Here is a 20,214-nt window from a genome sequence, read left to right on the forward strand (position 1 = left end):
GACCGGCCGATGCGTTGGTGACCGTTATAGGTATCGCCGCACCGGCTTTCAACGCAGCGTGAGAAACTTGGTCAATTTAATTGGAAAATAGTTCGTTTTCAGGCGCGACGGCGTTCATAGACGACGTAGCGCGTGGGGTAGCTGTCCTTCTCGCCAGCGGGCACGGCGACTACCTCCCCCGCCTGCCAGACGCCCGGATCGATCGCCGGAAAAAACGCGTCGCCGTCAAGATCGGCCTCGACATGCGTAATGCACAGCCGATCGGCAAGATCGATGGCCTGAGCATAGATCTGCCCGCCGCCGATGATGCAGATTTCGCCGGCCCCGGTTTGCAGCGCCAATCTGTCGGCAGCGTCCATCGCCTCGGTCAGCGAATGGGCCATGCCGACATCGGGGTGTTCGATCGCTGCTCGTCGCGAAATGACCACGTTCGGCCGCCCCGGCAGCGGCTTGCCGATCGAGTCATAGGTCTTGCGGCCCATCACGACAGGCTTGCCGAGCGTCAGCGCCTTAAAGCGCTTGAGATCGCTCGATAGCCGCCACGGCATGTCGCCTTCCCGGCCGATGGTCCCGTTGCGTGCGACGGCGGCGATGATGGTCCTGCGGATTTCGCCCATGAAAAGTCCCGGCTCAGACGGCGATCGGCGCCTTGATATTGGCATCGGCCTCATAGCCGATCAGCTCGAAATCCTCGAACCTGAACCCGAAGATATCCTTCACTTCAGGATTGATCCGCATGAAGGGCAGCGGCTTTGGCCGACGCGTCAGCTGCAGCTTCGCCTGGTCGAAATGATTGTGATAGAGATGCGCGTCGCCGAGGGTGTGGACGAAATCGCCCCCTTTGAGCCCCGTCACCTGGGCCACCATCATCGTCAAAAGCGCATAGGAGGCGATGTTGAAGGGCACGCCAAGGAAAATATCGGCGGAGCGCTGGTACAACTGGCAGGAGAGTTTGCCGTCGGCCACGTAGAACTGAAACAGGCAATGGCAGGGCGGCAGCGCCATCTGGTCGACCTCGGCCGGATTCCAGGCTGAGACGATGTGGCGGCGTGAGTTCGGATTGTTGACGATACCTTTGACGAGATTGGCGATCTGATCGATATGGCCACCGTCCGGTGCCGGCCAGGAGCGCCACTGGGCGCCGTAGACCGGCCCGAGATCGCCGTTCTCGTCGGCCCACTCATCCCAGATCGAGACGCCGTTCTCCTTGAGATAGCGGATATTCGTCTCGCCCTTCAGGAACCATAAAAGCTCGTGGATGATCGAGCGCAGATGCAGCTTCTTCGTCGTCAGGACGGGAAAGCCTTCCTCGAGATCGAAGCGCATCTGGTAGCCGAAGACCGAGCGCGTGCCGGTGCCGGTGCGGTCGCCCCGGTCGGAGCCCTTTTCCATCACATGGGTGAGGAGATTGAGATATTGCTGCATGTCGCGCTGATTCCGTTTTCTCCAATTTAAGCCTTCGCCTTGAAGAAACCAATCGCAGGCGGATATTTTCCCGTTCTTTCTGCCGCCCGACATAAAGCTTTTATGACGTTTGCCCTTTCCTTGGACGAAGGAAATCACTATATCAGCCCTGCCGGCTCTCGGGCCGGCTATGGCAATAAATGAGCGGTGTAATAAACCTATTGGACCCGGGGGCGGTACCCGGCGCCTCCACCAAAAACCGGCGGTATCAAGGCCGGCTTTTGATGGGGGCGAAATAGGATCGACAAGGGTGTAAAGATCGACTTTTTGCTCGGCATTGTACCGCCGTTATCGGGCTAAAATTGTAGTTGCAAACGACAACTATGCGGAAGCTCGTCTCGCTGCTTAATCGCGGTGTGACACTTCAATCAAAGTCCTAGTGGTTCGCACCTCTAGGCGGGGTCCGAAGGCACCTGGCAACAGAAGCCTTCACCTTCTCCCTCAGACTGAAATCATGTATGCTGATCTATGCGTGACTCGGCTCCGGACTTTCCCAAGGCGCCTGAACGTGCCATAAACCTTGTGAAAAGACTTCAGAACCGACGAAAGACAGGAAAAGCATGGGGCAGGATCATATCCGCTACGACATTCTGGCGCAGGATGCACTTCGCGGCGTCATCCGCAAGGTTTTGGCGGAGGTAGCAACAACGGGTCGTCTGCCCGGCGACCACCACTTCTTCATCACCTTCCTCACGGGTGCCGCCGGCGTGCGCATCTCCCAGCACCTGAAGTCCAAATATCCCGAGCAGATGACTATTGTCATCCAGCATCAGTTCTGGGATCTCAAGATCACCGAAACGCATTTCGAAATCGGCCTTTCCTTCTCCGACGTTCCGGAGAAGCTGGTCATACCGTTCAATGCGATCCGCGGCTTCTATGATCCCTCGGTCAATTTCGAGCTTGAATTCGACGTGCCGCTCGCCGACGGCGAGGAACTGCCTTCCGGTGAGATCACCGCCTATCCCGTCGACGCGGCAGGAAAGCCCGATGAAGCCGCCGGCGCAAAACCGGCCGACGGCGAAGAGAAAAAACCGGGCTCCGTCGTCTCGCTCGACTCCTTCCGCAAGAAGCAGTGATTTCAAAGGGAGGCCGAGCCTCCCTTTTTCATAAGGATCAAGCCTCGCGCATGAGCGCCGAAATCATCAATCTGCGCCAGTTTCGCAAAAAGCAGGCCCGCTCCGAAAAGGAGAAGCAGGCCGAGCAGAACCGTATTTCCTTCGGCCGCACCAAGGCGGAAAAGCAGCTCACCCGCACTCTGAACGAGAAGGCCGACAAGGCTCACCGCGATGGCCGGATCGAGACGGATGACGACGGCGCATGAAGCTTCAAGCGAAGCTTAAAGAGCCGGAAATGAATCGGCGATCAGCCACTTGCGCGATTTCCTTGAATCGATCCTCCAAGCCGATTGCGATGTGAACCGGCTGATGATCCGCAAGCACTCGGCGACACTGCATGGCCATCGCACCAGCTTTTCGCTGGAAGATGAATTCTGGGCCGAGCTGAAGACGATTGCGGCAAGCCGTTCCATGTCGCTTGCCGCCCTGATTTCCGAGATCGACGACCACCGCCCGCCGGACAGCAACCTATCCTCAGCGCTGCGGCTCCATGTGCTTTCGTGGGCGAAGGCCGGCTGTGGCCGCCGGCCGTGACGCCGGGAATTCAAATAAAAATCTGAAATATCAGGCGACGCAAACCCCAAGCGTCTTCATTGCGCCTGAATGCCCGGCAGATGGTCGAAATCGAGCTGACCGGGCTGCATCTGCCCGGAGCGCCGGGCCGCCTCCGCCTCGGCGGCCGCCCTCGCCTGCGCATCAGCCTTGGCTTTTGCCTCCGCACGTGCGGCCTCCGCCTCGGCAGCAGCCTTCTGCGCAGCCGCCTCCTGCGCCAGTCTTCGCAGCCGCTCTTCCTCCGCCTGCCGTTGCCGTTCGATTTCCGCCGCTCTGACGCGCTCGGCGTCATTGAAACGATAGAGCGCCACCTCGCGGCGCAGGCGCTGCTTTTCGAGCACGATCGCCTGCAGCCGCTCGACTCGCCGCCGCTCGCGCTCAAAAGCACGCAGCGACAGGTAGCTGGTGATATCGGTCACGTCCATCGTCTTGCCGGGTGACGGCAACATGCCGGAAAAGTTCAGCCGCAGCGCCGGTTCGACACCAGGAAGCGCCTCCGCGCCTGGATTGAGGCCGATACCGACCGTCGCGCTGATCCGCTGCTCCGGCAAGGCGATCTGCGCGTCGGCGGTAACCCGGGCTAGATCGTTGGCCACGGTCACATTCTGCACCCTGAGCGTCCCGTCGGTGACGTTGAAGGGTATTCCGAGCGGCGGCAGCTTCGCCTCGCCGTTGTTGAGCAACGTCTCGACGATCGGATGCACCTTGCCGGCGTTGATCTGTTCCTGCATTGGGTCGGTGGCGGCAAGCAGCGGCGGAAGAATGGCAAGGTTCAGTCCGCGTACGCTCATATCGCCGAGTCTCAGCTCCCCCGAACCATTGAGCGAGCTGGCGATCTCACTGATCGTCTTGCCCGAGGCTTCCATCGACAGCGACAATCCGAACTTGCCGTTGGCGACCGGCGCGCCGTCCCGCAGCCAGATGACCCCGGCGAGATCGGAATCGGCAAGCGCCAGCTTCGTCTGCAGGAAACCGGTGCCGTCGGCATTGGTGAAGAGAAGATTGCCGGAGAGCTTGCCGCCTTCCCAGTTGCCGGCCATATCGTTGAGCTGCAGCTCGTCGCCCTTATAGGCGACGTTGCTGGTGAAATCGGACACCGCCGTTTCCGGCAGGCCGGGCCAGAACTCCTTGGCCGACAGCTTCACCTTGACGTCGAGATCCTTGAAGGTGGGTAAGCCCAGCGGCGCCTTCGACAGTGTGCCGCTGGCGGGATCGACGATCTGGCCGAACACCGCCTCGCCGAGCCAGCCGGCATCTGCCTTGGCAAGCGTCAGCTCGCCGGTCGCCGTTGTCTTCGCAGCCTTGCGATCGAAGGTCAGCGCACCGGAAAACGCGTTGTCGGCCGCATGTCCCTTGAGATCGGACAAAACGATCTTGTCGCTATCGACGGCGGCATTGATCTGCAGGCCGAGCGGCAGCCCTGTTCCGGTCTGCGGCAGGGCAATACCGTTCATGATGAGATAGGGGTCGATATCGGCGCTGTCGAGCGAAAGCGCGATCTGGCCATTCATGAAGCTCTCCGGCCGCACGTCAACCTTGCCCTTTGCGGTAAACGAGGTCCGGTCGGTCGCAAAGGTCAGCGCCGCATCGGCAGGATCGTTGCCCGACGCCTTCACCTTGAGGGTCAGGCGGCCATTCGCGCCGACATCGACCGGCAGCGGGTCGAGCCCGGCCTGACCGAACAGGATTGACGGCACGGCGTTTTCGAGCGTCGCCTCAAGGCTCGTCGTGCCGCTGCCGGTCAGCGCCAGGAGATCGGACATGCGATAGTCAAGGTTCACCCGGCTGCCGTTCGAGACGCCGGCCAGCGTCACTGTCATCGCATCGCCCTCGTCGCCGCCGAGCGTCAGCGCACCGCGCAACGCCGTATTGCCGTACCAGCCCGCATTGCGCACCAGCCGGTCGAGCACGGGATGGTGCGGAAGATGCTCGCGCAGCATGGTGAAGAAACCGCCGGGATCGGCCGATTTGAAGGTGATCTCACCCGCACCTTTATAGTCGAGCAGCGAGCCTTCGGCCCGGCCGGTCGCCGTCAGCTCGGCGCCCGCGAGATTCTTGACTGACAGCCGGTCGACCGCAAGCGCCCCGTCGGCAATCGTGAAGGTGGTCTCGACATTCTCGGCATCAACCCCGAAGGCGGTGAACCTGTCGGCCCTGAGCTGCGCGGCGATCTTATGGTCGAGGACATTGTCGCCGCTCTCCTGCCCGGTCGCGAGACCGGCCAGCGCCTGCAGCGCGTCAAGATCGAGCGTGTCGCCATTCAGCGCCACCGACAGGGTCGGCGTCTGGCCGGAGATCGCCTGCCGTTCCAGCCGTCCCTTCAGCGTCGCCGATCCGATGGCGATTTCGAGATTTTCGAAACGCTGCAATTCATGAGTCAGGCTGACATTGGCGGAAAAACCCGCCTGCCGCAATTGGCGGATGGCCGGGTCGACCGAGCCGGCCAGCCAGGAGGCTAGCCCCGTTGGCTGGTTCGAGGCAACCACGATCTGGCCGTTGAACGAGGGTTCTCCCTGAAGCAGGAGCTTGCCCTTGCCTTCCACCTGCGTGCGCCCTGGCAGCGTGCCGACGGCGCTGTCGATCATCCAGCCGGTACCGGCCGGCTCCAGCTCCAGTTGCACATCGCGTAGCGTTGTGTCGCCGGCAACGATGGCCGGCAGTTTGACGCTTGCCTTGCCGGGCACCTGCGGGATCGGCACCTGCGCGACGATATCGATCAGAGAATTCAACCGTTGGCGCGCCGAAACCGCGGCATCCCGCGTCGTCTTGCCGGCCGCGCCCTGATTGCCGATGCGGTTCACGTCTATCTGCTGCCCGTCGGCGGTCAACAAGAACTCAGGCGCGTTGCCGGTATCGAGTGTCGCCTCCCCGGTTATCACATAGGGATCGTCCGTCGGGCCGATCTCCATCCGGTATTCGGGAATGCGGATACGTTCGTTGGTAAGCTCGAAGCGGCCCTTGAGCCTCGGCGGCTGCTCGTTCTTGTTGGCCGACCTGGCGCTGTTGCGGTTTTCGATCGCCGCCGAAAGCTGGCCCTGATAGTTCGGCTTGCGGTCGACCAGCTTCAGTTCGCCGTCGAGATCGATACTGACCGGGTGTTTGTCCGGCGACAGCTTCGTGCGCATGCGCAGCACGCCCTTCTCGTCCGGCTGGCTGCTCGAAATCGAGAAATTGCCGTGTTCGCCGTCAAGGGCCGCATCGCCCTCGATGCGCCAGGGGCCCGCGAGCGATTTGGCCGACATCTCCGCATTCAAGCCGGTGATACGGCGCGCCCGGCCCGACTGGTCGTCAAGGAAATCGACTTCGCCGCCGCTGACATGCACATTTTCGAGAACGACTGTTTTGGCCGGTATTTCGGCGCGGCTGCCGCGCATCCAGTCGAGTGTGCCGTCCTCGAGCAATCTGAGGCGCACCTTCGGATTGACGACGCGCATATCAAAGATCAGCGCCTCGCCCGACAGGAAAGGCGCAAGCTCGGCATCCATGGAAAATTGTTCGACCTTGACGATCGGCGTGCCGTCAGCCTCCTGCCCGACACGTACGTCATGCAGCGTCACCGACGGAAACGGCAACAGACGGGCATCCACCGTGCCGTGGACGGTGACTTTCTTACCGATGATGCGGCTTGCCTGATCCTCGAAGTTCTTCCGGAAATCCGTCCAGTCGATGAACAACGGCGCAAGCAGCGCCACAAACAGCACTACGACGATCACTCCCCCCAGAAAGACGAGGAACCGGCCTACCAATGCAAGGATTCTCCATTCGGGATTGTGTTGCCGACACTGTTCAGGATTCTGTTGTCGACACTAGCGCTATTCATGCGATGGGCAAGGCCCAAGTTCATGAGAATATTCCGTTTTCAGCCTTGGTGGAAAATCTTGCCGGGATTGAAGATGCCGTCCGGATCGAGCGCCTGCTTCACCTGTCGCATCAGATCCACCGAGCCTCCGAGCTCCTGCTCCAGAAAGGCCATCTTGCCTTGCCCGATGCCGTGCTCCCCGGTGCATGTTCCGTCCATATCGAGTGCCCGGCGGTTAAGCCGCTCAACGAAGCTCTCGGCCCTGGCTATGTCTCCGGCGCTTTTGTCATCGAACAACAGCAGCACATGGAAATTCCCGTCGCCGGCGTGGCCGACGATAGGGCCGAGCAGCCCATGTTCCTCGATATCCGCCTGCGTTTCGGAAACGCAATCGGCAAGCCTCGATATCGGAACACAAACATCGGTCGAAAGTGCGGCAAGCCCCGGCGCCAGCGCCCTCGCGGAAAAGTATGCGTTATGACGCGCCTTCCAGAGCTTCGTCCGCTCCTCGGCATTGGCGGTCCAAAGAAACTCGCCCCCGCCGCATTCAGCCGCGATCTCGGCGAAGGCTGCCGATTGCTGCGGCACGGTCTCGTCTGTGCCGTGGAATTCGAGGAAAAGCGTCGGGCTTTCGGCATAAGACAGCCCGGAATAGGCGTTGCACGCCCGCATCTGGACAGCATCGAGCAGCTCGATGCGCGCCACCGGAATGCCCATCTGGATCGTCATGATGACGGCATCGCAGGCCGCCTTGATGCTCGGAAAGGCGCAGACGCCGCCGGCAATCTTCTGCGGGATCGCCTGCAGGCGCAGCGTCACCGAGGTCAATATGCCGAGCGTGCCCTCGGCGCCGACAAAGAGCCGCGTCAGGTCATAGCCGGCCGAAGACTTGCGGGCGCGCCGCGCCGTGCGGATCTCCTCACCATTGGCGGTGACTGCCGTGACGGCAAGCACATTGTCCTTCATCGTGCCGTAGCGCACCGCATTGGTGCCGGAGGCCCGCGTCGACGCCATGCCGCCGATCGAGGCATTGGCGCCGGGATCGATCGGAAAGAACAGGCCGGTATCGCGCAGATGGACGTTCAGCGCCTCGCGGGTGATACCGGGCTCGACCGTGCAGTCGAGATCCTCCGCATTGACCTCGAGCACCCGGCTCATGCGGCTGAAATCGATCGAAATACCGCCGTTGACGGCATTGACCTGACCTTCCAGCGAGGAGCCAGTGCCGAAACCGATCACCGGCACCCTGTGCGCTGCACAGGCCCTGACTGCCATCTTCACATCGTCGGCGCTTTCGGCAAAGAGAACGCCGTCGGGCAGTTGCGGCGGGATATAGGTGGTCGTATGGGCGTGCTGTTCACGGAAGGACTGGCTGGTTTGGAAACGCTCGCCGAAGCTCTGCTTGAGAATACCGAGCACAGCCGATATCCCCGCCTCGTTGCGTGTTCCAGTCTTTGCGTCCTTCAGCGCCATCCCATTGATCTCCCTGCCATTCCGCGTGGACGAGACCGCGTCCCGCAGAGTACTGCGCAGCACGTCCGTTCAGACGTACATCGACGCTGTAGAACTTTAAAATTGCTGCATAATTTCGTCTTACATCGATTCCGATTTAAGGAGATATGCGGCAGGCTCGGTATGGGGCAAGTCAAAGCGGCTGTCCAGTTAAGATTGGGAAAAGATTTCACTCCCCTTTTGTTGTAGACCAGGAGCCATGGACAGGCCGGGCCGACCGCCTCAGACGATCGGTGGATTGAGGAGCGCAAAGCCCTTCTGCCGTCGATAGGGGAAATAAGGATAAGGCGCCGTCACCGCGCTGACCGCGTCGAGCCTTTCGATCTGATCCTTCGACAGGCTCCAGTCGGCCGCGCCAAGGTTCTGCCTGAGTTGATCTTCGTTGCGGGCGCCGATGATGACGCTCGATACCGTCGGCCGGCCGAGCAGCCAGTTTATCGCGATCTGCGGCACCGTCTTGCCGGTCTCCGCTGCGATCGAATCCAGCACCTCGATGATGTCGAACAGCCTCTCGTCGTCGACAGGTGGGCCATACTGGGCCGTCTCGTGCAAGCGGCTGGCGACCGGCAGCGGCTCACCGCGGCGGATCTTGCCGGTAAGCCGCCCCCAGCCGAGCGGGCTCCATACGAGGGCACCGACGCCCTGATCGGCGCCGAGCGGCATCAGCTCCCATTCATAGTCGCGACCCGCCAGCGAATAATAGACCTGATGGGCAACATAACGCGGATGGCCCCAGCGCTCGGCCGCCGCGAGCGACTTCATCAGCTCCCAGCCGGAAAAATTCGAGACGCCGACATAGCGGATCTTGCCTGCGGCGACGAGGCTGTCGAGCGTCGACAGCACCTCCTCGACCGGGGTCGAGGCATCAAAGGCGTGAAGCTGCAAAAGGTCGATATAATCGGTCTCGAGCCGACGCAACGCATCCTCCGTCGCCCGGATCAGCCGCGCCCGCGACGTGCCCCAGTCCTGCGGCCCCTCGCCCATCGGCAGCGCGGTCTTGGTCGAGATCAGCACTGCGTTGCGCCGGCCGCGGATCGCCTGGCCGAGCACCTCTTCGGAAGCGCCGGCCGAATAAACATCGGCCGTATCGAAGAGATTGACGCCGGCTTCGAGGCAGATGTCGACGAACCGCCGAGCCTCTTCGGCATCGGTATTGCCCCAGGCGCCGAACAGCGGACCGCTGCCGCCGAACGTGCCCGCGCCGAAGCTTAGGACCGGCACTCTGAGGCCCGATGCGCCGAGATTTCTGTACTCCATCGATCTGTCTCCTGTGTTTCCTCCGAGATAGACCCGGTATTTCCGTTGATATAGATTGCGAAACAGAACATCATCTGTGACTTGAATTCATCATGGGCCGTCAGGACGTCAACCGCTCGGGGGAAATGGAAGTCTTCGTCAGTGTCGTCGAGCGCGGCGGCTTTTCCGCAGCCGCCACGGCGCGGCGCATGACGCCGTCGGCGGTCAGCAAACTCATCGCCCGGCTGGAGGCGCGCCTCGGCGTCCGCCTCGTCAACCGCTCGACCCGCAAGCTGCAACTGACGCCGGAGGGCTGTGCCTTCTATGAGCGCAGCATCGCCATCCTTGCCGATATCGCCGAGGCCGAGCGCCAGGCGTCGTCACGCGAACAGGCCTCGGGCCGCATCCGTATCAATACCAGCGGCTCCTTCGGCAATCATGTGCTGGCGCCACTCGTGCCCGCCTTCATGGCGCTTCATCCCGCCGTTACGCTCGATATCGCCCACACCGACAGGGTGGTCGATCTGATGGAAGAACGCGCCGACGTTGCGATCCGCACCGGCCCCCTGAAGAACTCCAGCCTGATCGCCCGCAAGCTCGGCACCACCGGCAAGCTCATCGTCGCCTCGCCCGATTATCTCAGGCGTCATGGCGAACCGTGTGGCGTTGCCGATCTCAGCCGCCATTGCCGCATCGGCTTTTCCTATGCCCGCGCCGTCGAGGGCTGGCCGCTGCGCGAGAACGGCGAAACGGTGTCCGTGCCGATCACGCCGGGCGTGCAGGTTGGAGACGGGGAAGCCATGCGCCATCTCGCGCTCTCTGGCGCCGGTCTTGCGCAGCTGGCCGCCTTCACCGTGCGCGCCGATATTGCTGCCGGCCGGCTGGTGCCGGTGTTGGAAGCGGCCAATCCCGGCGATATCGAAGAATTCTATGCCGTCTATATGGGACAGGGCGGACCGCTGCCGGCGCGTGTGCGCGCCCTGCTCGATTTCCTCGTCCAGCATGTTCGACTCAGATGAGATAACAAGGACTTGATGCGGCGGCTTGAATCAAATTCGCATGCTGTATCGCCTCGAAGTCAGATTTCGCAATTGACCGCGCTCGCGGCGCCCGCCTATACCGAAGCAGCGCCGACCGGCCCTTGAGCCGGCCTCTCTTCGTCATGCCGGACCTCCTCTCACCTTCAGCCTCAGGACTTGGCACCGGCCGAGAAACATACGGGGATTCATGCCACTCAGCCACGCGCACCGCCTGCTGCGGGATGCCGGCCTGCCGAAATGGGCGTTGCTGCTCGCGCTTTCCACAGCCTTCACCATTTTCCTCGAACTCTTGGCCCTGCCCGCCTCGCTGCTGATCGGGCCGATGGTCGCCGCCATCGTGCTGGCGCTGACCGTCGGCAAGGGAAAGCTTCGCGTGCCGCTTCAGCCGCTGCAGTTCGGCCAAGTCCTCGTCGGCCTGATGATGGCGCGCACCATCACCCCTGATATTCTCGGCACGATGGCGAAGGACGCGCCGATCTTCCTGCTGTTCATCTTCTCGGTCATCGCCATCGCCACCGGCCTCGGCTGGCTCTTGACGCGCTGGCAGGTGCTGCCGGGAACGACTGCCGTCTGGGGCTCCTCGCCGGGCGGGGCGTCGGCGATGGTCATCATGTCGGAAGCCTATGGCGCCGATGCCCGCCTCGTCGCCTTCATGCAATATCTACGCGTCGTCTTCGTCGCCGTCGGCGCATCGGTGGTATCGCGGCTGTGGGTGGCGGCCGATGACGGCGAGCCACCGCCGCTCGTCCTCTTTCCCCCGGTAGACTGGGCAGCCTTTGCCGCGACGATCGCCTTTACCGGCTTTTGCGCCTATGGCGTGCGGCGCCTGCGCATACAGGGAGGCATGATCATCGTGCCGCTCTTTCTCGGTGCCTTCCTGCAAGGCATCGGCATCCTGAAAATCGAGCTGCCGATGTGGCTGCTTGCCACCGCCTATGCGCTGGTCGGCTGGAGCATCGGCCTGCGCTTCACCCGCTCGATCATCAGCCATGTGGCGCGCGCCCTGCCGCGGGTCGCGGCCTGCATTGTGCTGCTGATGGCGCTCTGCGGCTGCATGGCAGCGGCACTGCACGTCTTTGCCGGCATCGATCCGCTGACGGCCTATCTCGCCACTAGCCCCGGCGGCGCCGATTCCGTCGCCATCATCGCCGCATCAAGCGATGTCGACGTGCCCTTCGTGATGGCGATGCAGACCGGCCGTTTCCTGGTCATTCTGCTGATCGGGCCGGCGCTCGCCCGCTTCATCGCGCGCCGTTCCGGCCTTGCGGAAAACCCCGTCTGAGACTGACCCACTGGCCGGGAGTGACGCCGTAGGCCTTCTTGAAATGGCGATTGAAATGCGCCTGGTCGGCAAAACCCGTCGCGGCCGCCACATCGGCAAAACCCTCGCCGGCCCCTATCAGCGCCCTCGCCTGCTGCAGGCGCCGCATCAGCAAGTAGCGGTGCGGGCTGGTGGCAAAGGCCGTGCGGAAATGCCGTGACAGCGTGAAGCGGTCAAGGCCGGTAATCTTCTCCAGTTCGCCCGAGCTCACGGGCCTCAGCGCATGCGCCTCCAGATAATCACGTGCTGCCCGCACCTGCCGCCAGGCGACCGTGCCCAGTGGCCGGCGGCGCATCTGCGAATGCCGTGACAGGCCGCCGGCGACGCGGCTAACGAAATCGTCGACGAAAAGCTCTTCCAGCTCCCGATCGAGTGCGCCGAGCGCTCCCAAAAGCACCTTCGCCAGCGCACTATCGGCAATCACGGGCTGCTCGACGAAGGGAAGCCCGATCTTCTCCGCCTCAAGGCATTCCATCAGCAGCGAAGGCTCCATGTATAGCATGCGGTAATGCAGCCCGGCCTCGGTCGCCGCCCCGCCGTCATGTTCCTCGTCGGGATGCAGCACGATCACCTGCCCCGGCAGGCTGAAGCGCCGCTCGCCGCGATATGTGAAAGTCTGAACGCCGTGCAGCGTGACACCAAGCGCATAGGTATCGTGCCGATGCGGCTCGAAGACATTGCCGGAAAACTGCGCCTCGATACGCTCGATGCCGGGAAAGGCGGGCGCAGTCAGGATGCCGCTGCCGGCGGGCGCGGCCAGCATGCCGCTGCCCACCTGCGGCTCGCACAAACGTTCAAGACCCTCGAAGACCTGCGGCGTTAGATCCTGGCTCAACGCGTTTCGATACCCTGATGAGAGAGACTGGAATGTTTGATACCAAAATTGCGATCGTCCTGCGAAACAATCTTGCCGGCTGGCAGAAGCTGAACGTCACGGCTTTCCTGTCGACAGGCATCGCCGGACAATATCCCGAGATCATCGGAGAGCCGTACAAGGACCGCGCCGGCAATCTCTACAACCCGCTATCGATCCAGCCAATCATCGTGCTTTCCGCCGACGAAGCGACGATATCGACCATCCACCGCCGCGCGCTGGAACGTGAGGTAACCGCCTCCATATTCATCGAGGAGATGTTTGCCACCGGCCATGACGCCGCCAACCGCGCCGTCTTTGCCGAGTATGCCCCTGACGACGCCAATATCGTCGGCATCGCGATCAGAGCCGACAAGAAGATCGTCGACAAGATCACCAAAGGCGCGACGATGCAGCATTGATGCGATCAGCAGAAACGAAAGAGGCCGAGCGAGAGCCTGGCCTTCTGTTGTCTGAAAGAGCGCCTGCTCAGCCCTGCGTGATGGGCGCGATCTGGATCTCGACGCGGCGGTTCTGGGCGCGGCCGGCCTCGGTCGCGTTGGAGGCGACGGGCTGGGACGGGCCGAAGCCGACGGCGGAGACGCGGCGCTGGTCGATGCCCTGGCCGCCGAGATAATCGGCAACCGAAAGCGCGCGGCGCTGCGACAGGTCCTGGTTATGCTGCAGGCTGCCGGTCGAATCCGTATGGCCGTTGACGTCGATCAGGGTGCGGTTGAACTTGCGCAGCACGATCGCCACCGAATTCAGCGTCGGATAGAAGCCCGGCTTCACCGCGTCCTGGTCGACATCGAAAGTGATGTTCGAGGGCATGTTGAGAATGATGTTGTCGCCCTGGCGGGTGACGGAGATGCCGGTACCTTCGAGCTGGGCGCGAAGCTCGGCTTCCTGCTGGTCCATGTAGTTGCCGATCGCGCCGCCGGCAAGCGCGCCGATACCGGCGCCGATCAGCGCTGCGTTGCGCTTGCCATGCCCGCCGCCGCCAACGGCCACACCGACAAGAGCGCCACCGAGCGCGCCGAGCGCAGCACCGCCCGCGGTATTGGAAACCTTCTGCTCACCAGTATAGGGATCGGTCGTCGTGCAGGCGCTGAGATAGCTTGCTGCGACAGCCAGAAGTATGAATTTCTTGATCATGGACAGGACGGTCTCCGTTCAAAACTGATGCGAGCAAATGGCAAGGATTACGGCAAGAAAATGAAGATGTTCCCTTGATAGGGGAATTTCAGGCGCCGAAACAGCAGCCATGTTGCAGCAAGGCACGGATATCACCAGTTTTTACCGGGTCGGCGGGCGCGCTTCGTTCTCCTCCTCATTCCTGTGACGAGCACAGGAATGAGGAGGAGAAGTGGGCGCGCCAAATCTTCCTCCGAGATACTCGGACCTCAAACAACAAACATCGCAGTGCCGCTCCAAGCGCCTAATCTCACCCTTAGAAATTCTGGAACAACTGCCTGACCGTGTCGTAGGTCGCATTGGCAATGTTCAGCGATTGGAGGCCGAGCTGCTGCTGCGTCTGGAGCGCCCTCAATCTGCTCGACTCCTCCTCCATGTCGGCATCAACGAGCCGGCCGATGCCGGCGGTGATGTTGTCGTGCAGCTGAGTGGCGAAGTCGTTCTGCAGCTCGATGCGTTTTTCCAGCGCGCCGAAGGCCGATCCGACCGTGGTCAGCTGCGTCAGGGCGGCATCGACCACGCTGATCATTTCGCTGAGCTGACCTTTCGTCGTGCTTGAAGAGACGGAAATCACCACCTGGCCGGTGGTGGTGCCGTTCTTGCTGGTCATCAGCACGTAGTCCTGCGAAGCGCCGAGTTCCGTAGCGAAATAGGCCGAGGTCAACACGCCGTATTCGCCGGAACCGGTGGCCCGGTCGTCGATCAGGTAGCGTGCATCCTTGGAGGTCGTCGCCCCCACAGGCGTGTTGTCGATATGGTAGCTCAGCATGCCCACGGAGACCGTACCGTCGGCATTGCGGATGAAGGAAGCCGGGATCTGGCGCGGCTGCGTCGGCGTCGCGTCATTGGTGAGGATCACCCAGTTGTCGCTGTTGAAGGTCGCCGATTCCGAAACGCTGCGCAGTTGCTCCTGCAATTGCTTGAGTTCTTCGTTGATCTTGTTCTTGTCGACCCCGTCCTCGGTGGCGGCGACGAGCTTGGCCTTGATCTCGGAGACGACGTCGATGACGTTCTGCACGCCGGTATAGGCCGTGCCCATTGTCGCAGCCGCCATGCCGAGCGCGTCCTGGACCGCCGAAATGGCCTTGTTGTCGGTGCGCGCGGTGGTTGCGATCGACCAATAGACGGCATTGTCGGCCGCTTTGGCAACACGCATGCCTGTCGTGATGTGGTTCTGCGTGACCGTCATATTGCGATTGATATCACGCAGCACATGGAGCGCCGCATCAACGGAGACGCGCTGATAAATACTCACGGAACTAGACTCCAAAAACACAACAGAACGCAACTGAACAGGGATGAACCTTCCGCACAGACACTCATGTCCGGGGTCGCTGGGTCTCCAGCGCATTGCCTTCAAGAAACGAAGAAGGCCAGTCGGTTCCTGGCCACGATCATTGCGGCTTATGCTTAAAAAACGGCTAATCTTCAGAGGAAATTTATCTTATTCCGCAAGGCTTCATACACCATAAGAAACGCCGCCGAATGGCAATCCGGCGGCGTGTTCAATGCGCATGGAAGGCTTACTCGGCGGCCTGCAGCTGCTCCTCGTTGGGGGCCGGGGGCAGCCTCGTCGCGACCGACATCTCCTCGTGCAGGCGCGCCTCCTCGTGGGCATGCGGCTTGGCGAAGCGGGCAAGCAGGAGATAGGCGACCGGCGTGATGAACAGCGTCACCAGCGTCGCGAAGCCCAGGCCGCCGACGATCACCCAGCCGAGCGCCACGCGCGCTTCCGCACCCGCGCCGTGGGCAAAGACCAGCGGCACGCCGCCGAGGATGGTGGCGATCATCGTCATCATCACGGGGCGAAGGCGCAGCGCGCAGGCCTTCTCGATCGAAGAGCGCACGTTCTCGCCCCTGTCACGCAACTGATTGGCGAATTCGACGATCAGGATGCCGTTCTTCGCCATCACGCCGACGAGCAGCACGAGGCCGATCTGGCTGTAGATGTTCAGGCTGGAACCGGTGATGATCAAAGCGAAGACGGCGCAGGCAAGGCCGAGCGGCACCGTCGACATGATGATTACCGAGGAGAGCACGCTTTCGAACTGGGCGGCGAGTACCAGGAAGATGATGACGATGGCAAAGCCGAAGGTCAGCGCCATGCCGTTCGAATTCTCTTCCAGCGTCGCGGCTTCCGCAAGCGGCAGGAGGCGCGAACCCGGCGGCAGCAGCGGCTCGGCGAGCGCAGTCACCTGTCTCACGGCATCGCCGAGCGACATGCCGTTCTTGAGGCCGGCGGTGATCGCGACGGAGGCGAGCTGCTGCTCGCGGTTCAGCTGCGGCGCGACCGATCCTTCCTTCATCGTGGCGATGACGGACATCGGCACGATCTTGCCGTCACCGGTTTTCAGGAACACGTTTTCGAGATCCGTGGGATCATCGATAGGCCGCGTCGTCGAAGTCAAAAGCACGGGATAGGATTCGCCGTCGACGAAGACATCGACCACCGAGCGCCCTTCGAGCAGCGACTGGATCGCCGTCGACAGCCCCGTGATGTCGATGCCGAGATCGGAAGCACGCTCGCGGTCGATCGCCACCGACACCTGCGCTTGACTGGGCTCGTTGGTGAGCCGCGGCGTATCGTATTGGCCGGTGGCGTCGAGCGCCTGCACCAGCTTGGCGGCCGCCGCCGTCAGCGCCTCGTGATCGTTACCAACAAGCGCCATCTGCACACCGCTGCCGGCGCCGCGGATGCGCAGGCTGTTGGAAGATATGGCGTTGCCGCGCAGCGCCGGCACCTTCGCCGCCGCCTGATTGATGTCGCCGACGATCTCGGCCTGCGTCCGGTGACGCTCTCCCCAGGGAGCAAGCGTCAGCACCATGAAGCCGCTGTTCAGCGAGCCGCCCTGCCCGGAGATCGAGAAGACGTTGCGGATGTCGCCGCTATCGACCAGCGGCTGCAGATATTCCTCGACGAGCTGCATCTTGTCGCGGGTATATTCGAGGCTCGATCCCTGCGGCGACGTCAGCCGCATCATCACCAGTGACCGGTCTTCTTCCGGCGTGAGCTCGCTCTTGACCGTCGAGAAGGCGATGAGCGCCGCGCCGGCAAACATCAACGAGACCAGGATAACCACGAAGGGCGCGTTGAGGCATCCGTGCAGTGCCCATTTGTAGCAACGGGCGAGCGCGCCGCCGAAGCGACCGAGCGCTCCGTGATCCTCAATCATCGGCTTCGTCAGCATGCGCGAGGCGAGCATCGGGCAGAGCGTCAGCGCCACGATCGACGATAGTCCTACCGAGAAGGCGAGTACAAAGCCGAATTCGCGGAAGAGACCGCCGACCTGCCCCGGCAGGAACGAAAGCGGGATGAAGACGGCCGCCAGCGTCGCTGTCGTGGCGATAACTGCGAAGAACACTTCGCGCGTGCCGAGCACGGCGGCCGCGCGCGGTCCCATGCCCTCGGCGCGCCGGCGCACGATGTTTTCGAGCACCACAATCGCGTCGTCGACGACGAGGCCGGTGGCGAGCACGATCGCAAGCAGTGTCAGGATGTTGATCGAAAAGCCGACCATGTAGATCGCGGCCAGCGTGCCGATTAGCGCCACAGGCATGCTGACGGCCGGGATCAGCGTTGCCCGCCAGTCGCGCAGGAAGAGATAGATAACCGCGGTGACGATGACGGCGGCAAGCACCAGCGCCAGCACCACCTCATGGATCGCGCCCTGGATGAAGACCGCATCGTCGCTGGTGATGGCGATCGTCGTTCCCTCGGGCAGCGTCTTCGATAGTTGCTCGACGGCCGCCTTGATGCCGGTCGAAATATTGAGCGTATTCGACTGCGCCTGACGGATGATGCCAAGGCCGATGCCGGGCTTGCCGTTCGAGCGCAGCGCCGTATCGCCGTCGCGCGGCCCGAGCGTTACCGTCGCGACATCGCCCAGCCGGACGCGGTCTTGCAGCATGACATCGGAAAAATCCGCCGGCGTCTGCAGATTGGCGGTGGCACGCACGACGATATCCTGCGTCGCGCTCTTCAGCGAGCCGGCCGGCACGTCAAGCGCGGCATTGTCGAGCGCCTTGGTAAGGTCGCCAATGGTGAGCCCGCGGCTGGCGAGCGCCCCCTGATCGACATCGACGCGGAAGACCTTCTCCTGGTCGCCATATTCCTCGACATCCGCGACGCCATCGACGGAGGCGAGGCGATCGATCACCTCGTTCTCGACGAGCTGCGTCAGGTCGTCCATGTTGAGCTTGGTGGAGGTGACGGCAAGCCGCATGATCGGCGAAGAATCCGAATCCGCCTTGACGATCTGCGGCGCATCTGCCTCGTCTGGCAGGTTCTGCGTGATGCGGCCGATTGCATCGCGCACGTCGTTGGCGGCGACCGCGAGATCGATCGCATCGGAGAATTCGAGCGTCACCCGGCTCTGGCCGAAGGAAGAGGTCGAGGAGATCGACTTCAGGCCGCTGACGCGGGCGACTGCACCCTCGATCACCTTGGTCAGTTCCTGGTCGATCGTCTGCGGTGAAGCGCCGTCGAAAGTGGTGCGCACGGTGACGACGGGACGGTCGACATCAGGCAGCTCCCGCACCTCGACGCCGACATAGGCTGCAAGGCCGGCGACGACCATCAGCGTATTGAACACCAGCGCCAGGATCGGCCGGCGAACGAAAAGCGCGGTGAAACTCTGCTTGCCCGACGCTCGGTCCTGAGGCATCTCGGTCACGCTCATTGGGTGGCGACCTCCCCACTCGCGGCAACATCGGCGGAAACACGCACCGCGCCACCCTCACGCACGCGCTGCAGGCCCTGCGTCACGATCTTGTCGCCGTCCTTGAGGTCGGCCTTGACGAGAATGAAGTCGGGATTGCGCTGCACGACGCTCACGCGCACCTTGTGCGACTTGTCGTCGGTCACGCGCCAGACGAAGGACCCTTGCGAATCCCACTGCACCGACTGCGGATCGACCGCCGGATATTTGTCGCCGGGGAATTTCATGCTGACGCTGAAGGACATGCCAGCGCGCAGCTCGTCGGAGGCGTTGTCGATGCGGGCGCGCAGGCGCAGCGTGCGGCTTGCCGCGTCAATGCGGTTGTCGACAGCCTCGATCACGCCGGAAAACATCTGCCCCGGTCTTGCCACCGACATCGCCTCCACCGGCTGGCCGACCGCAACCGTATTGGCAAAGCGCTCCGGCACCCAGAAATCGACGAGGATTTCCGACCGATCGTCCAGTGTGACGATCGGCGTGGTTGTGGTGACATTGTCGCCGATATTGACGGGCACGATGCCGACGATGCCGTCGATCGGGGCCGTGATGTTGCGTCGGGCGAGATTGAGCTCGGCGGCCTGCAACTGTAGTCGCGCGCCCTGCTCGGCGATCTCGGAATCGAAGACGTCCATGCGCGACACGCTGGACTTGATGTTGTGATAGAGATTGGACTTCTCGACCGCGGCCTTCACCGCCACGTCCGCCTGGCCGCGGGCGATCACCTGCTCCTCGCTGTCGAGCTTGGCGAGCACCTGCCCGGCCTTCACCCTGTCGCCCGACTTGATGAGGATTTCGCGGATCGTGCCCGATGCCTGCGGCGTCACCGCGACGGAACGGATCGCATCGCCTGTACCGATGGCATTCAGCCGGTCGTTGACGACGCCCTGGACGACGGCTTCCGTCGCGACGAGAATGGCGCTGTTGCGCCCGCCGCCGCGGCGGTTTTGACCCTGTCCTTGCCCTTCGCCCCGTTGTCCCTGGGCCCCAGCGGAAGCACCGGCATCGGCTGTTTCAGGAGCCTGAGGCGCGATCATGGAAATGAGGCTATCCGGAATGCCTGCATCGCGCATCTTATCGCCGGCGCCGGGCGCAAAGAAAACCCACGCGGCAAAACCGGCAATGATGACGATGAGCGAAAGTATAAACTGCTTCCAAAAGGCCATTCACGTCTCCGGAGGGACTCGAGGTTGGACCAGGGTCGGTCGAAAGAGGCGCTGCGGGATCAAGCTTCCCATCTGATGCGACAATATCGCGCGTTTACAGCTTACCGACAAGCATAAGCGGCCGGCATTACCGATTTGTAATATCAGCGAAGATTGGAAATAACCCGGCCGCTCACTTTTGCTTGAACGAAACTCGAAAACCTCTTGTCGCCGTCGTTACTGAAGCGAGATAACCATCAAAACCAGT

16 protein-coding genes and 1 other RNA gene are annotated in these 20,214 nt (G+C 62.4%); 7 read left to right on the top strand and 10 right to left on the bottom strand.

Going from position 1 to position 20,214, the window contains the following annotated elements; translation table 11 throughout:
* Window positions 1-98: 98 nt before the first annotated feature.
* On the bottom strand, window positions 99-617 hold the full coding sequence (locus tag NMA58_RS13140; protein ID WP_434710461.1) for a dihydrofolate reductase: 519 nt from the start codon (window positions 615-617) through the stop codon (window positions 99-101).
* 13 nt (window positions 618-630) lie between these two features.
* Window positions 631-1,425 carry a thymidylate synthase gene (locus NMA58_RS13145; protein ID WP_434710463.1) on the bottom strand — a complete coding sequence of 265 codons (795 nt, stop codon included), beginning with the start codon at window positions 1,423-1,425 and terminating at the stop codon, window positions 631-633.
* 111 nt (window positions 1,426-1,536) lie between these two features.
* Between NMA58_RS13145 and ssrA the strand changes: the two genes are divergently transcribed.
* The 4 genes from ssrA to NMA58_RS13165 all read left to right on the top strand — a co-directional run bounded on the left by ssrA (window position 1,537) and on the right by NMA58_RS13165 (window position 3,113).
* Window positions 1,537-1,898, top strand: a transfer-messenger RNA (tmRNA) gene (gene ssrA / locus NMA58_RS13150).
* Window positions 1,899-2,024: 126 nt separating this feature from the next.
* On the top strand, window positions 2,025-2,540 hold the full coding sequence (locus tag NMA58_RS13155) for an SspB family protein (protein ID WP_064803733.1): 516 nt from the start codon (window positions 2,025-2,027) through the stop codon (window positions 2,538-2,540).
* Between the two features lie 50 nt (window positions 2,541-2,590).
* Window positions 2,591-2,785, top strand: coding sequence for a DUF4169 family protein (locus tag NMA58_RS13160; RefSeq protein ID WP_085778743.1), 195 nt, complete (start codon window positions 2,591-2,593; stop codon window positions 2,783-2,785).
* A 103-nt stretch (window positions 2,786-2,888) separates the two neighbouring features.
* Window positions 2,889-3,113 (top strand): ribbon-helix-helix domain-containing protein, encoded by a 225-nt coding sequence (locus tag NMA58_RS13165; protein WP_434713419.1) that lies wholly within the window; start codon window positions 2,889-2,891, stop codon window positions 3,111-3,113.
* 56 nt (window positions 3,114-3,169) lie between these two features.
* Here the strand turns inward: NMA58_RS13165 and NMA58_RS13170 are convergent, their stop codons facing one another.
* The 3 genes from NMA58_RS13170 to NMA58_RS13180 form a co-directional block, all read right to left on the bottom strand.
* Window positions 3,170-6,877 (bottom strand): AsmA family protein, encoded by a 3,708-nt coding sequence (locus NMA58_RS13170; protein ID WP_434710466.1) that lies wholly within the window; start codon window positions 6,875-6,877, stop codon window positions 3,170-3,172.
* Between the two features lie 113 nt (window positions 6,878-6,990).
* Complete coding sequence (locus NMA58_RS13175) at window positions 6,991-8,403, bottom strand: FAD-binding oxidoreductase (protein ID WP_434710468.1); 1,413 nt, start codon at window positions 8,401-8,403, stop codon at window positions 6,991-6,993.
* A 261-nt stretch (window positions 8,404-8,664) separates the two neighbouring features.
* Window positions 8,665-9,699: an aldo/keto reductase gene (locus NMA58_RS13180; RefSeq protein WP_434710470.1), complete on the bottom strand. Its 1,035-nt coding sequence runs from the start codon at window positions 9,697-9,699 to the stop codon at window positions 8,665-8,667.
* A gap of 92 nt (window positions 9,700-9,791) precedes the next feature.
* Between NMA58_RS13180 and NMA58_RS13185 the strand changes: the two genes are divergently transcribed.
* Window positions 9,792-10,697, top strand: coding sequence for a LysR family transcriptional regulator (locus NMA58_RS13185; protein ID WP_434710472.1), 906 nt, complete (start codon window positions 9,792-9,794; stop codon window positions 10,695-10,697).
* A 208-nt stretch (window positions 10,698-10,905) separates the two neighbouring features.
* Complete coding sequence (locus NMA58_RS13190) at window positions 10,906-12,000, top strand: AbrB family transcriptional regulator (RefSeq protein ID WP_434710474.1); 1,095 nt, start codon at window positions 10,906-10,908, stop codon at window positions 11,998-12,000.
* On the opposite strand, the gene NMA58_RS13195 is transcribed toward NMA58_RS13190, so the two are convergent.
* Complete coding sequence (locus NMA58_RS13195) at window positions 11,960-12,874, bottom strand: AraC family ligand binding domain-containing protein (protein WP_434710476.1); 915 nt, start codon at window positions 12,872-12,874, stop codon at window positions 11,960-11,962. The genes NMA58_RS13190 and NMA58_RS13195 overlap by 41 nt on opposite strands.
* A gap of 32 nt (window positions 12,875-12,906) precedes the next feature.
* Here NMA58_RS13195 and NMA58_RS13200 point away from each other — a divergent pair, with 32 nt between their 5' ends.
* Window positions 12,907-13,314 (top strand): DUF2000 family protein, encoded by a 408-nt coding sequence (locus tag NMA58_RS13200; protein ID WP_085778749.1) that lies wholly within the window; start codon window positions 12,907-12,909, stop codon window positions 13,312-13,314.
* Between the two features lie 67 nt (window positions 13,315-13,381).
* Here NMA58_RS13200 and NMA58_RS13205 read toward each other — a convergent pair whose 3' ends face one another.
* From NMA58_RS13205 to NMA58_RS13220, 4 genes are all read right to left on the bottom strand, one after another.
* Window positions 13,382-14,047: an OmpA family protein gene (locus NMA58_RS13205; RefSeq protein WP_085778750.1), complete on the bottom strand. Its 666-nt coding sequence runs from the start codon at window positions 14,045-14,047 to the stop codon at window positions 13,382-13,384.
* Between the two features lie 295 nt (window positions 14,048-14,342).
* On the bottom strand, window positions 14,343-15,341 hold the full coding sequence (locus NMA58_RS13210; protein ID WP_085778751.1) for a flagellin: 999 nt from the start codon (window positions 15,339-15,341) through the stop codon (window positions 14,343-14,345).
* Window positions 15,342-15,609: 268 nt separating this feature from the next.
* A complete protein-coding gene (locus NMA58_RS13215) occupies window positions 15,610-18,765 on the bottom strand; it encodes an efflux RND transporter permease subunit (protein WP_434710479.1) in 3,156 nt (1,051 codons plus the stop codon).
* The gene (locus NMA58_RS13220) at window positions 18,762-19,967 is read right to left on the bottom strand and encodes an efflux RND transporter periplasmic adaptor subunit (protein ID WP_434710481.1); all 1,206 of its coding nucleotides are present in this window, start codon (window positions 19,965-19,967) and stop codon (window positions 18,762-18,764) included. Before NMA58_RS13220 ends, NMA58_RS13215 begins: the two co-directional genes overlap by 4 nt.
* Between the last annotated feature and the right edge of the window lie 247 nt (window positions 19,968-20,214).

The sequence above is a fragment of the Rhizobium sp. YTUHZ045 genome, from assembly GCF_051124255.1.
Lineage (GTDB): Bacteria > Pseudomonadota > Alphaproteobacteria > Rhizobiales > Rhizobiaceae > Rhizobium.

Excerpts from the sequence above, each read along its gene's own strand:
- NMA58_RS13180 (WP_434710470.1), bottom strand. The coding sequence starts at position 9,699 with ATGGAGTACAGAAATCTCGGCGCATCGGGCCTCAGAGTGCCGGTCCTA.
- NMA58_RS13215 (WP_434710479.1), bottom strand. The coding sequence starts at position 18,765 with ATGAGCGTGACCGAGATGCCTCAGGACCGAGCGTCGGGCAAGCAGAGT.
- NMA58_RS13160 (WP_085778743.1), top strand. The coding sequence starts at position 2,591 with ATGAGCGCCGAAATCATCAATCTGCGCCAGTTTCGCAAAAAGCAGGCC.
- NMA58_RS13200 (WP_085778749.1), top strand. The coding sequence starts at position 12,907 with ATGTTTGATACCAAAATTGCGATCGTCCTGCGAAACAATCTTGCCGGC.
- NMA58_RS13190 (WP_434710474.1), top strand. The coding sequence starts at position 10,906 with ATGCCACTCAGCCACGCGCACCGCCTGCTGCGGGATGCCGGCCTGCCG.
- NMA58_RS13140 (WP_434710461.1), bottom strand. The coding sequence starts at position 617 with ATGGGCGAAATCCGCAGGACCATCATCGCCGCCGTCGCACGCAACGGG.
- NMA58_RS13175 (WP_434710468.1), bottom strand. The coding sequence starts at position 8,403 with ATGGCGCTGAAGGACGCAAAGACTGGAACACGCAACGAGGCGGGGATA.
- NMA58_RS13165 (WP_434713419.1), top strand. The coding sequence starts at position 2,889 with ATGATCCGCAAGCACTCGGCGACACTGCATGGCCATCGCACCAGCTTT.
- NMA58_RS13205 (WP_085778750.1), bottom strand. The coding sequence starts at position 14,047 with ATGATCAAGAAATTCATACTTCTGGCTGTCGCAGCAAGCTATCTCAGC.
- NMA58_RS13185 (WP_434710472.1), top strand. The coding sequence starts at position 9,792 with ATGGGCCGTCAGGACGTCAACCGCTCGGGGGAAATGGAAGTCTTCGTC.
- NMA58_RS13220 (WP_434710481.1), bottom strand. The coding sequence starts at position 19,967 with ATGGCCTTTTGGAAGCAGTTTATACTTTCGCTCATCGTCATCATTGCC.
- NMA58_RS13145 (WP_434710463.1), bottom strand. The coding sequence starts at position 1,425 with ATGCAGCAATATCTCAATCTCCTCACCCATGTGATGGAAAAGGGCTCC.
- NMA58_RS13155 (WP_064803733.1), top strand. The coding sequence starts at position 2,025 with ATGGGGCAGGATCATATCCGCTACGACATTCTGGCGCAGGATGCACTT.